Raw genomic sequence first — 11,911 nt, 5'->3', positions numbered from 1 at the left:
GCTGTCGGCAGCGATGCACGCCGGCAACGCATGCCCATTCTGGCGCGCATGTCTGCACTATATTCGTGCATTGCGTTCAGAGTTGGTGCGTAAAACCCACAATAAATGGGCGAAAAAATGGCCAGATTAGCTTTGTTACGGTGCGCTGACTTCATTGCGGACATTTTTTATTTTTAATAAACAATGTATTAATCACATCGGCACTATGTTTGCTTTCAGTGCATCCATCTGAAAAACGCACCAATACAAGGAAAGCCACCCATGGGAACGCTTCCCCCCAATGCTGCCGACGTGCTGTTCTTGCTGCTCGGCGCCATCATGATTCTGGCCATGCACGCCGGTTTTGCCTTTCTGGAGCTGGGCACCGTGCGCAAGAAAAACCAGGTGAACGCCCTGGCCAAAATCCTCAGCGACTTTGCTGTCTCCGCCATTGCCTACTTTGCCGTGGGCTACAGCGTGGCCTATGGCGTGACTTTTTTTGCCCCGGCCAGCGCGCTGACCGCCAACCACGGTTATGAGCTGGTGAAGTTCTTTTTTCTGCTGACCTTTGCCGCCGCCATCCCGGCCATCATCTCTGGCGGCATCGCCGAGCGCGCCAAATTCAGCCCGCAGGCCTTTGCCACCTTTGCCCTGGTGGGCCTGGTGTATCCGTTTTTTGAAGGCATCGCCTGGAACAACCATTTTGGCCTGCAAGACTGGCTCACCGCCCAATTTGGCGCGCCCTTCCATGACTTTGCCGGCTCGGTGGTGGTGCACGCCGTTGGCGGCTGGATTGCCCTGGCCGCTGTGCTGCTGCTCGGCCCGCGCCATGGCCGCTATCACAAAAGCGGCAGCATGTCGGCCCACCCGCCGTCCAGCATCCCGTTTTTGGCCCTGGGCGCCTGGATTCTGATTGTGGGCTGGTTTGGCTTTAATGTGATGAGCGCGCAAAAACTGGACGGCATGTCCGGCCTGGTGGCGATGAACTCGCTGATGGCCATGGTGGGCGGCACGCTCACCGCCAACTGGCTGGGCAAAAACGACCCCGGCTTTCTGCACAACGGCCCGCTGGCCGGCCTGGTGGCGGTGTGCGCCGGCTCGGACGTGATGCACCCGCTGGGCGCGCTGGCCGTGGGCGGCGCCGCCGGCCTGCTGTTTGTGGTGATGTTCACCGTCACGCAAAACCGCTGGAAAATCGACGACGTGCTCGGCGTGTGGCCGCTGCACGGCCTGTGCGGCGTCTGGGGCGGTGTGGCCTGCGGCCTGTTTGGCCAAACCTGGCTGGGCGGCGTCGGCGGCGTCAGCCTGGCCTCGCAAGCATTGGGAACCCTGGCCGGCGTGCTGATCGCCTTTATCGGCGGCGGCGTGGTGTACGGCGCGCTGAAAGCCACCGTCGGCCTGCGCCTGGATCAAGAAGAAGAATACCAAGGCGCCGACCTCACCGTGCACAAGATCACCGCCACACCAGAACGCGAAGCCAGCTGGTAATACACACCATACGGCCGCCATCACGCAATCGGGCGGCCACGCCAGCCGCCCGTTTGCGTATCTTCGCGTATTGTTTACGCCTTTATCCGGTTTTAAGCTGAGCGCTTCGCCACCGCCGAAAGCCCAGCATGGATAGCCCCGACGACTACGACAGCCCATGGAAAGAGGCTGTCGAAAGCTACTTTCCTGAGTTCATTGAGTTCTACTTCCCCGACGCTCACTGGCAAATAGACTGGGCGCGCGGTTACCAATTCCTCGACCAGGAACTGCGCGCCGTGGTGCAGGATGCCGAGTTGGGCAAGCGCTTTGTCGATAAGCTGGCCAAGGTGGCGCTGTACGACGGCAGCGAACGTTGGGTGTATGTGCACCTGGAAGTACAAGGCAGCGCCCAGGCGGAATTTGCCGAGCGGATGTTTGTCTACAACTACCGCTTGTACGACCGCTACCGCCAGCCAGTGGCCAGCTTGGCGGTGTTGGCGGACAGCAGCGCCAATTGGCGGCCAAACCATTTTGGATTTGCGGTCTTGGGCTGTGAACATGAACTGCGTTTTCCGGCGGTGAAGCTGCTGGACTACGCTGCCCAGCAAGACCAGCTGTATCAAAACCCCAATCCGTTCGCCCTGGTGACTTTGGCTCACCTACTCACCCAGGCCACCCGGCAAGACATGAACGCCCGTTTCGCCGCCAAGTGGAAATTGGTGCAGTTGTTGTATCAGCGTGGCTGGGATAAACAACAGGTGATTGATTTGTTCAGCGTGCTGGACTGGATGATGCGCCTGCCGGAACAGCTGAAACGTTCGCTGTGGCACAATATCGAAGTGCTTGAGGAGCAAGAAAAAATGCGTTACGTGACTTCTGTGGAGCAGATCGGGATTGAGAAGGGCCTGTTGCAGGGGATGCAGCGGGGCTTGATGCAGGGCCGTGCCGAGGGCCGTCTGGAAGGCGAGCAAAGCGGCGAGGCGAAAGCACTGCGCCGTCTGTTGCAAAAACGCTTCGGGCCACTGTCGGAAGATGTGCTCGCCCGCCTGCAAGCGGCCAGCATCGACGAGCTGGAGCTGTGGCTGGATCGCGCCTTGGACGCCGACAGCCTGGCAGGGGTGTTTGCCCAGTAGCACAGCTCAAACCCTTTGGCGCCGCACCACCAAGCCCTCCTGGCGCGGTGGCCGTTCAGCTACGGTCTGCGGCCGCGATACACCGCGCCAGTCAGCGCAGGCAAGCTCAGCCCGGCTCAGTTTATCCGCTGCCGCGCTTACCCTCACCCGCGCGGCTCGCGCAGGGTGGCCAAGTCGGTGTGGTTTTCCAGGTATTCCGCCAGTTGCAAGAAATCCGTGCGGGGATAACTGCGTCCGGCCACTTCGCGGAAGGCCAGTTGCGGGCGTGAGCCATCGACAATATGGTAGCCCCAGTACAGCAAGGCGCTGCTGTGGCGCACTTTGGCTTCGTCGGGCGGAATCAGCCGGCACTTCGGGTCGTGCTGGGCGTAGCGGTCGATTTCTTTTTGCAGATGGGTGAGCAGCACTTCGTTTTTCTTTTCCACCGCCTTGCTGGAATCATAGCCATTGATCAGGCAAAACAGCTCAGCGCGGGGGTTGAGCGAGCGGATATGCGCAAACGTGCGAGTGATCACATTGGCGTTTTTGGCGATGCCCAGCGGGTTGAGCGTGGTGGGGATGATGCAGTAGTCAAACTGGCCAATCAGCCCGGCCGGGTTTTCCGCCAGCACTGGCGAGCAATCGCAAATCACCACTTTGGCGTCGCGATAATCCCCGGCTTGGGACTGCTGCCACTGCGCGTGACTGAGCACAGTGATGGTGGCGCCGGGCTGGTTTTTCATCAGCGCCGGCACAAACAGGCAGGCTTCGCTGCCGGCGTCGTCCGTGTCGGCGCGAAACAGCTTGTGCAGGTTTTGGTCGGGGTCGAGGTCCAGCAGGATCACATCGTGGCCCATCAAGGCAAACGCGCCGGCCAGGCTGCACTTGCGGGTGTAATTTTTTACCTGCACGGCAATGCGGTGGCCGTCGCGTTGCAGCTCCAGATCGTAGCCCCGAGTATTGGCCAGCGGGGCAATCACCTTCCAGCCAGCGTTCCGAAACAGCACGCCGATATGTTTTTCGAATGATTCCGTGTCTTTAGATGACCAAAGGGTCGTGCATTGGGCAGGCTTCCTTGCAGGTAAAAAAACACAGCGGCGGTGGACCACTGCTGATGAATCATATTTTCATCATAATTGGCCCCGGACTGTCTGCGCAGCTGGCGCGGCAAGGCCACCTCACCAGGCCAAGGGGGTGGCCAATCCGCCGCCCGGCGCTGGGCCACGCTGAGCGTGGTGCTGGCCGATGAAAAACGCAAGCTGGTGGGCAATGGCGATGCGGATTTGGCGCGCATCCGCCAGGAAGTGTTCGGCGACGCCCCGGCCAGCAAGCCGGACGAGAAAAAACCCGAGCAAAACCCTGCCCCCACGCTGGATTTGCCCGGCAAGCAGCTGAACGAGCTGGCCGATGTGCTGAAAAAATTTCGTGATCTGTTTGCCGCTGGCGGCAAATAAGCCTGGCCCAGCGCGCGGCGCGCAAGCCCCCCACGCCAGTGGGATTGGCTGGTAAAATCAGCCCACTCTTTCACCTTATTTTCGCCGGCCGCCGCGTGCGGCGCGGCGCACAGACGCCACCATGACCCAGTTCCCCAAGGAAATCTTCAAGGCCTACGATATTCGTGGGATTGTCGGCAAAACCCTCACCCCAGAGATTGCCCAGGCCATTGGCCAGGCGATTGGCAGCGAGGCGCGCGCGCGCCAGGTGTCGGCGGTGTGCATTGGCCGCGACGGCCGCTTGTCCGGCCCGGCCCTGTCCAACGCGCTGGCCGCTGGCCTGCGCCAGGCCGGCGTGGACGTGATCGACGTTGGCCAGGTGGCCACGCCGATGCTGTATTTTGCGGCTCACCAGCTGGGCACACTGTCTGGCGTGATGGTGACCGGCAGCCACAACCCGCCGGAATATAACGGCCTGAAAATGATGCTGGCCGGCGAAACCCTGGCCGGCGAGGCGATTCAGCGCCTGTATCAGCGCCTGGTGGACGGCGACCTGGCCGAGGGCGCTGGCGGCTATCGCCAGCACCAGATTGCCGAGGCTTACGCCGAGCGCATTCTGGGCGATGTGCAGCTGGCGCGGCCGATGAAGATTGTGGTGGACTGCGGCAATGGCGTGGCGGGCGATTTTGCCCCGGATTTGTACCGCCGGCTGGGCTGCGAGGTCAGCGAGCTGTTTTGCGAGGTGGATGGCAACTTCCCCAATCATCACCCCGACCCTTCGCAGCCGGCCAATCTGCAAGACGTGATCGCCGCGCTGGCCAATGGCGACGCCGAGCTGGGCCTGGCGTTTGACGGCGACGGCGACCGGCTGGGCGTGGTCACCAAAGACGGCCAGATTATCTACCCGGACCGTCAGCTGCTGCTGTTTGCCGCCGATGTGCTGGCGCGCAACCCCGGCGCCAAGATCATTTACGACGTGAAATCCACCCGCAATCTGGCGCCGTGGATTCGCCAGCACGGCGGCGAGCCGATCATGGCGCGCACTGGCCACAGCTTTATCAAGGCCAAGATGAAAGAAACCGGCGCGGCGCTGGCCGGCGAGATGAGCGGCCATGTGTTCTTTAAAGAGCGCTGGTACGGCTTTGACGATGGCCTGTATGCCGGCGTGCGCCTGCTGGAAATCCTCGCCCGCGCCGCCGACCCCAGCGCGGTGCTGAACGCCCTGCCCAATTCGGTGTCCACCCCGGAGCTGAACATCAAGATGCAGGAAGGCGAGCATTACGCGCTGATCGACCGCCTGCAAGCCAGCGCGCGCTTTGACGGCGCCAGCGAAATCATCACCATTGACGGCCTGCGGGTGGAATACCCGGACGGCTTTGGCCTGGCCCGCGCCTCGAACACCACGCCGGTGATTGTGCTGCGCTTTGAGGCGGACAATGCCGAAGCGCTGGCGCGCATCCAGGCGGATTTCCGCCGGGTGATCGCCGCCGAAACCCGCGCTGAGCTGCCGTTCTGATTATGTCCTGACCGCCCCGACGCCGCCCTGGCGCCGGGGTTTCACCCCGAGAGTTTTCATGTTTGATCAAGCCGCCGTCCAGTTGTCCACCGTGCGCGACCTGCTGCGCTTTGCCGTCAGCCGCTTTACCGAAGCCGGGCTGAGCTTTGGCCATGGCAGCGACAATGCCTATGACGAAGCTGTTTATCTGATTCTGCACACCCTCAAGCTGCCGCTGGACCGTCTGGAGCCGTTTCTGGACGCCCGGCTGGTGGACGAAGAAATCCGCCAGGTGCTGGATGTGCTGGCGCGCCGCGTCAATCTGCGCACCCCGGCCGCCTACCTGACCCGCGAAGCCTGGCTGGGGGAATACCGCTTTTATGTGGACGAGCGGGTGATTGTGCCGCGTTCTTTCATCGCCGAGCTGCTGCCCGAGGCGCTGGAACCGTGGATTGAATACCCCGAGCTGGTGCACCGCGCGCTGGACATGTGCACCGGCTCCGGCTGCCTGGCGGTGCTGCTGGCCGATCTTTACCCAGATGCCGACGTGGACGCGGTGGATCTTTCCGCCGACGCGCTGGCGGTGGCGCAGATCAATGTCGAGCAATACGGCCTGCAAGAGCGCATCGAGCTGATCCAGTCGGATTTGTTCAGCGCATTGGCCGGGCGCGAATACGACCTGATCATCAGCAATCCGCCGTATGTCGATGCGCCGTCGGTGGCGGCGCTGCCGGAAGAATACCTGCGCGAACCGGCGCTGGCGCTGGGTTCGGGCGAAGACGGCCTGGACGCCACCCGCGAAATCCTGCGCCGCGCGCCGGCCCACTTGAGCGAGCACGGCGTGCTGGTGGTGGAAATCGGCCATAACCGCGAGGCGCTGGAAGCCAGCTTCCCCGAGCTGCCGTTCACCTGGCTGCCTACCGCCAGCGGCGATGGCTTTGTGTTCCTGCTCACCCGCGACGAACTGCTGGCGGCGCAAGCCTAAGCTTGACGTCGTTCACCAAGCCCTGCGGGCCTTGTTGTGGCGCGCCTGGCCAGGCGCGCTGCGCTAAGCGTCGCACACCAAACCCAGCGCAGCAGTCCTGGCGAGGTGTGCAGTCGCAGACAGTACAAGGCCGCGCAACGACGCCAGGAGGGTTTGGTGAGCGGCTCTAAGTGTGGTGAACGACTCGCGTCGTGCTCGTACATCATTCGGCCGCCCAGTGTCACGCTGGGACGGCCGTGATTTTTTGTCCTCTGAACGGAGCCCCTGTCCTTGAGCGCTACCCATTCTCCACGCGCCTGGCTGGCGCTGCATTTTACTGTTTTGCTGTTTGGCTGCGCCGGGCTGTTTGGCCACGCCCTACCGGTGTCGCCCTGGGTGTTGGTGTTTGGCCGCACGCTGTTTGCTGCGCTAAGCCTGGCGCTGTGCCTGCTGGCCTTGCGCCGGCCGTTGCGCCCCCGTACGGGGGAGGGCGGCAGGCTGGCGCTGGCGGCGGGCGCTTGCCTGGCCTTGCACTGGGTGACGTTTTTTCAGGCGATTCAGGTTGGCGGCGTGGCGGCAGGTTTGCTGGGCTTTGCTGCTTTTCCGGCGGCGGTGGTGGCGCTGGATAGCCTGGGGCAACGGCGCTGGCCAGCTTGGCGCGATGTGGCGATGGTGGGCTTGGTCAGCGTGGGCCTGGTGCTGGTCACGCCCTTGTCCGCCGAGGGCGCCGCCGTGCGTGAGGGCGTGTTGTGGGGTGTGCTGTCGGCGCTGCTGTTTGCCGTGCTGGCGCTGCTGAACCGACGCAGCGCCAGCGGCGACCCTTTACGCCTGGCCGGCCTGCAAAACGCCGCCGCCGCGCTGTGGCTGCTGCCAATGGCGGTAGGCCAGCTGCCGGCGCTCAGCCTGCGCGATTGGCTGGGGTTGGCGGTGTTGGGCGTGGTGTTTACCGCGCTGGCGCATGCGCTGTTTTTATTCAGCCTGCGGGTGTTGCCGGCGCAACGGGTGGCGGTGGTCACCGCGCTGGAGCCGGTATACGGCATGGCGTTTGCCTGGCTGCTGTTTGCCCAGGCGCCGGATGCACGCATGTGGCTGGGCGGGGCAGTGATTGTGCTGGCCACCTTGTGGGCTTCACTGGGTAAAGCATCCAAGCACTGAAGCTTTTCCAGAAAAACCGCATTTAGCGTAGCTCACAAAACCCAGCCTGCGTCGCTGCACAGCTTTGCCGGCCGGCTAAAAATCCGACCCCAGATACAAATAGCCCATCAACCCCGATTGCGTTGCCTTGCCCACGCCCAGAAACAGCGGCCCCAGCAGGCTGTCAGCCACCAGATAGGCCGATGCCGCCGGCACCCAGCCCTGACGGGCATATAAACCAGGCAGCGCATGGCGCACGCGGCCGGCTTCCAGCGACACGCCGGCATACAGCCCACCACCGATGGCGCTGGGCAAGGCGGCAATTTGCCGATAGCCCATCAGCCGGGCAAACAGGGTTTCTTGCCCCAATAACTGATTGGGCCCCATGCCAGATACATTCAGAAAACCGCCCAGGCCGTGCTGGTCGCCGGCGATGCGTTCACGGGCAAAGGTGCGCGCGTATTTCAGCGTGGCGCGCAGAGTGTCGGCGCCCAGCGTTTGCGCCCAATCCAGCCGGCTGTTCAGGTGGGTGTAGGGCTGTTCGGTGCCCAACACGCTGAAGGCGCGGGTCATGTCAGCGTGCAATAAATACCCCTCGCGCGGCAGCTTGGGGCGGTCGAATTGGTCCAGCGTCAGGCTGGCAGTCAGCCCGGCAATGGCGGCGCGGCCGGATTCAAACTGCGCCGGGTCACCCACTTCGCGCTCGGCGCGCTCGCTGCCGCGAAACACGCCAAGCCGCGCTTCGCCGCTGGCCCCCAGCGACCAGCCCAGCTCGGCTTGCACGGCTTGCCGGCGCACGTTCAGGCTGCCCAGTTGCTCGCCGCCCGGCAGATAGATGCGCAGCGGGTGTTGCTCGATGCGCGCTGACAGCGCCATAAACAGCGGTCGGTCGGCGCCCAGCGGTTGATACCATTCGCTATGCGCGCCGGGGCTGTGGCCAAAAGCCAGCTCGGTGCGCCACTCGCCGCCCCAGGCATTCAGCCAGATGCGGTGATGGCTGAACAGCAGATTAAAAGCATTCTGGCCATCGGTGCCCGAAGTCAGCCCCAGGCCCATGCGCAGATAATTGGGCGCCACGCTGCGCTCTTGCGGCATCAGCTCCAGCGTGGTGCGGTTATCTTCACGCCACAGCCGGTAACCCACGCGCTCGAAGTCGCCGCTGGCGTAGGCTTGGTCAAGCTGCCGGCTCAAGTGGGCGCTGTCCAGGGGCTGGCCGGTGGCGGGTTTGAGCGCAGCCAAACTGGCGGCCGGGGCCATGTCGCTGCCGGCGGCAATGGTCACCGTGTCGATATGCGGCGCTGTCGGGCGAAGCGCCAGCCGGGTGGACTGCCAGCGGGCATAATCGGCTTCGCTGACGCTGTAGCGGCTGAGCGCCTGCACATGCGGCTGCACTGCCAGCCGGCCCAGTTCGGCCAGTTCATGGTGGGCTTTGAAGTCAGCCGCGGTGTACTGGCCGAGCATCGGCCGGATCAGCACGTCGCGGTTAAGGTCGAGTTTTTGTTCTTGCTGGCGCACATTTTGCAGCACGCCAATCTGGGTGTATTGCGCGAGCACATCGACAAACGAGCGGATGTCTTCGCGCTTGAGCGAAGGCGTGCCGACATCAATGGCAATAATCACATCGGCACAGCCGTTGGGGCCCTGCAGGTTTTCCACCGGCAGCTGGCGCGCCATGCCGCCATCCACCAATAAGCGGCCGTCCAGCTCTACCGGCTCGAACAGGCCGGGCACCGCCATGCTGGCGCGCTGGGCGATGGCCAGGTCGCCGTGGTCAAACACATAGGCGTCGCCGGTAAGCAGGTCGGTGGCGACCGCCTGAAACGGAATCGGCAACTGCGCAAAGCTGTCCACCAGCACATTGCCGCCCAGCTCACGCATCAATTGGTCGATATGCTGTGAACTGACCGCCGCGCGCGGCAGACGCAAGCTGCCGTCACGAAAGCCGGTGAGCAAATCAAAATAATTGCGGTAATCGTCGCGCTTGCGCTTGAACGGCAGGTCGGCGCGATTAAGCTGGCCGCTGAGCACGCGGTCCCAGTCGGTGCGCTCAAAGGTGGCGCGGATATGCGCCAGCGACTGGCCGCTGGCGTAAAAACCGCCGATCAGCGCACCGGCGCTGGTGCCGGCCATGCAGGCAATCGGGATGCGCAGGCGCTCCAGCTCGGCCAGTACGCCCAGGTGGGCAAAACCACGCGCGCCGCCGCCGCCCAACACCACGCCCACGCGCGGCGGGGTGTCGGCGGCAGGCGCCGCGCCTGGGGCCAGCAGGCCCAAGGCAATCAGCGCGCTGAGCAGCAGACGGCGTATCACGACGCAATCAACGGTGATGGGCGATCTGGTAGCGTTTTTCCAGCCAGTTCACCCCGGCGGCCATGGCCAGGGTCAGCACCAGGTACACCAGCGAAATGGTCAGGTAGGGCTCCCAGTAGCGCGAGTAGACGCCGGCCACGGTGCGAGCGGCAAAGGCCAGCTCGGCCAGGCCGATGGCCGACACCAGCGAGCTGTCTTTCAGCAGCATGATGGCTTCGTTGCCCAGTGGCGGCAGCATGCGGCGGAAGGCCTGCGGCACAATGACGAACTTCATGGTCTGGCCGTAGCTCATGCCCAGCGAGCGGGCGGCTTCGGTCTGGCCACGGTCGATGGATTGAATCCCGGCGCGGAAGATTTCGGTGATATAGGCGCCAGCGTTCAAGGTGAGCGCCACCAGGCCAGACAGAAAGGCGCCGTAGTTCTGGCGGATTTCACGCGCGGCATCGCCGCTGAGCAAGAGGCCGTCACTCGGGTGGATCAGCGCCGGCATCAGGGCAAAGTGAATCAGCAGAATCTGCACAAACAGCGGGGTGCCGCGAAAAAAGGTCACGTAGGCCGTGGCCGGCAGGCGCACCAGAAAGCGCACGGCGTAGCGCTGCCAGCCATATTTGGCTTCGGCCAGCCGGGCCATGCCCATCAACAGGCCGATCAGCGTGCCCAGCACCACGGCAATCACCGTGATGCCCAGCGTCATTTGCATGCCCTGAATAAACAGCGGCATGTACTCGGCAATCATGCCCCAACGGAAATCCATACATCCTCGATATGCAAGATCGGCAGCGCCGTCCGGCCGGATGGGCCGGGCGCGCGCCAGACCGCTGCGGATGGCAAGCGGCAGGCGCGGGCGCGCCGGAGTCCCCACGCGGCGCAAAGGGCGCGGGGCCGGGTGGATACACGGCGCAGGGCGAACGAGTGTTCGTCCGCCCTGCGCGCCGCATGGGCCGATGCCGGCATAAGCACGACGCCGGCCCAAAACTTGCGCCGCCCACCTCCGGCAAGCCGGGGTGGGCGGCGTGCGGCGCATCTGACCTATGATCGGGATGCGCCATTCAAGGGCTGGATTTTACCCGACGATTACTTTTTCTCGCCAAAATACTTGGCGTAGATCTTGTCGTAAGTGCCGTCAGCCTTGATGGCTTTGATACCTTCGTTCAGCTTGCCTTGCAGCTCGGCATTGCCCTTCTTCACGGCGATGCCATAGAACTCCGGTGCAAAGCTGTCGTTGTCGGCCACGGTGGCAATGCCATTGCTGGCGTTGTTTTTCAGGTAGTTGATCACCACGCCATTATCCGCCACCACAGCCTGCACGCCGCCGCTTTCCAGCTCTTTGAGCGCCAGCGGGGTGGATTCAAAGCGCTTGATGTCGGCGCTGGTCTTGCCCAGCAGCTTTTGCACCACTTCGTCGCCAGTGGTGCCGGTCTGCACAGCCACTTTCTTGCCCTTCAGGTCGGCGAATTTCTTGACGTCGGTCACGCCCTTGCCGATGGCGATCAATTGGCGGGCTTCAAAGTACGGGTCAGAGAAATCCATGCTTTGCTTGCGTTCGTCGGTGATGGTAACGGCAGAGATCACCATATCGCGGTCGCCTTGGGCCAGGGTGGCGAAAATGCCTTCCCACGGGGTGTTGACGAACTTGACCTTGAAGCCCGCTTTGTCGGCGACGGCGCGCAGCACGTCCATATCAAAGCCTTCGACTTCTTTTTTCTCGTTTTCGAATTCAAACGGGGCATAGGCGGCATCAGTGCCAACCACATATTCTTTCACCTGCGGGGCCGCCGGTGCTTCAGCTGCCGGAGCCGGGGCGGCTTCTTTTTTGCCACACGCGGACAACATCACGGCGCTCAAGAGCGCGCTCACCAGCAGGGTGCGACGGGAAATGGTCATAATTCGGGAACCTCGTGATAAAGTAACGGATCTAGAGGCATCCCATTACACACAAGTAGCCAGTCACCGTAAGATGCAAGCCTTTCTCACCGACGAGCGCCATCATGAACTGGGCAGCTGAAGAATTCAAAAC

At 63.0% G+C, this 11,911-nt stretch carries 10 protein-coding genes; 6 read left to right on the top strand and 4 right to left on the bottom strand.

Annotated features, from left to right (window positions below):
* Nucleotides 1–261: 261 nt before the first annotated feature.
* Both DFR34_RS04300 and DFR34_RS04295 read left to right on the top strand, forming a co-directional pair.
* Nucleotides 262–1,467: an ammonium transporter gene (locus DFR34_RS04300; protein ID WP_110389940.1), complete on the top strand. Its 1,206-nt coding sequence runs from the start codon at nucleotides 262–264 to the stop codon at nucleotides 1,465–1,467.
* Nucleotides 1,468–1,595: 128 nt separating this feature from the next.
* The gene (locus tag DFR34_RS04295; RefSeq protein ID WP_110389939.1) at nucleotides 1,596–2,579 is read left to right on the top strand and encodes an RpnC/YadD family protein; all 984 of its coding nucleotides are present in this window, start codon (nucleotides 1,596–1,598) and stop codon (nucleotides 2,577–2,579) included.
* Nucleotides 2,580–2,722: 143 nt separating this feature from the next.
* On the opposite strand, the gene DFR34_RS04290 is transcribed toward DFR34_RS04295, so the two are convergent.
* Nucleotides 2,723–3,667, bottom strand: a complete 945-nt coding sequence (locus DFR34_RS04290) for a restriction endonuclease (RefSeq protein WP_373277938.1) — start codon at nucleotides 3,665–3,667, stop codon at nucleotides 2,723–2,725.
* Nucleotides 3,668–3,694: 27 nt separating this feature from the next.
* Between DFR34_RS04290 and DFR34_RS04285 the strand changes: the two genes are divergently transcribed.
* From DFR34_RS04285 to DFR34_RS04270, 4 genes are all read left to right on the top strand, one after another.
* Nucleotides 3,695–4,012: a hypothetical protein gene (locus DFR34_RS04285; RefSeq protein WP_110389938.1), complete on the top strand. Its 318-nt coding sequence runs from the start codon at nucleotides 3,695–3,697 to the stop codon at nucleotides 4,010–4,012.
* Between the two features lie 121 nt (nucleotides 4,013–4,133).
* Nucleotides 4,134–5,507, top strand: coding sequence for a phosphomannomutase/phosphoglucomutase (locus DFR34_RS04280; protein WP_110389937.1), 1,374 nt, complete (start codon nucleotides 4,134–4,136; stop codon nucleotides 5,505–5,507).
* Between the two features lie 58 nt (nucleotides 5,508–5,565).
* A complete protein-coding gene (gene prmB / locus DFR34_RS04275; protein ID WP_110389936.1) occupies nucleotides 5,566–6,471 on the top strand; it encodes a 50S ribosomal protein L3 N(5)-glutamine methyltransferase in 906 nt (301 codons plus the stop codon).
* Between the two features lie 270 nt (nucleotides 6,472–6,741).
* The gene (locus DFR34_RS04270; RefSeq protein ID WP_211309288.1) at nucleotides 6,742–7,605 is read left to right on the top strand and encodes a DMT family transporter; all 864 of its coding nucleotides are present in this window, start codon (nucleotides 6,742–6,744) and stop codon (nucleotides 7,603–7,605) included.
* A gap of 75 nt (nucleotides 7,606–7,680) precedes the next feature.
* Here DFR34_RS04270 and DFR34_RS04265 read toward each other — a convergent pair whose 3' ends face one another.
* The 3 genes from DFR34_RS04265 to DFR34_RS04255 form a co-directional block, all read right to left on the bottom strand.
* Complete coding sequence (locus DFR34_RS04265; protein WP_158281730.1) at nucleotides 7,681–9,894, bottom strand: patatin-like phospholipase family protein; 2,214 nt, start codon at nucleotides 9,892–9,894, stop codon at nucleotides 7,681–7,683.
* 7 nt (nucleotides 9,895–9,901) lie between these two features.
* Nucleotides 9,902–10,648: an amino acid ABC transporter permease gene (locus tag DFR34_RS04260; protein WP_110389934.1), complete on the bottom strand. Its 747-nt coding sequence runs from the start codon at nucleotides 10,646–10,648 to the stop codon at nucleotides 9,902–9,904.
* A 320-nt stretch (nucleotides 10,649–10,968) separates the two neighbouring features.
* A complete protein-coding gene (locus DFR34_RS04255; protein WP_110389933.1) occupies nucleotides 10,969–11,778 on the bottom strand; it encodes a basic amino acid ABC transporter substrate-binding protein in 810 nt (269 codons plus the stop codon).
* Nucleotides 11,779–11,911 lie beyond the last annotated feature (133 nt).

It is taken from the genome of Rivihabitans pingtungensis (genome assembly GCF_003201855.1).
Taxonomy (GTDB): Bacteria; Pseudomonadota; Gammaproteobacteria; order Burkholderiales; family Aquaspirillaceae; genus Rivihabitans; species Rivihabitans pingtungensis.
This window is presented reverse-complemented; position numbering and strand designations above follow the sequence as displayed.

Bases quoted from the DNA above. Each gene is read 5' to 3' on its own strand.
- DFR34_RS04280 (WP_110389937.1), top strand. From the start codon at position 4,134: ATGACCCAGTTCCCCAAGGAAATCTTCAAGGCCTACGATATTCGTGGG.
- DFR34_RS04255 (WP_110389933.1), bottom strand. From the start codon at position 11,778: ATGACCATTTCCCGTCGCACCCTGCTGGTGAGCGCGCTCTTGAGCGCC.
- DFR34_RS04260 (WP_110389934.1), bottom strand. From the start codon at position 10,648: ATGGATTTCCGTTGGGGCATGATTGCCGAGTACATGCCGCTGTTTATT.
- prmB (WP_110389936.1), top strand. From the start codon at position 5,566: ATGTTTGATCAAGCCGCCGTCCAGTTGTCCACCGTGCGCGACCTGCTG.
- DFR34_RS04300 (WP_110389940.1), top strand. From the start codon at position 262: ATGGGAACGCTTCCCCCCAATGCTGCCGACGTGCTGTTCTTGCTGCTC.
- DFR34_RS04295 (WP_110389939.1), top strand. From the start codon at position 1,596: ATGGATAGCCCCGACGACTACGACAGCCCATGGAAAGAGGCTGTCGAA.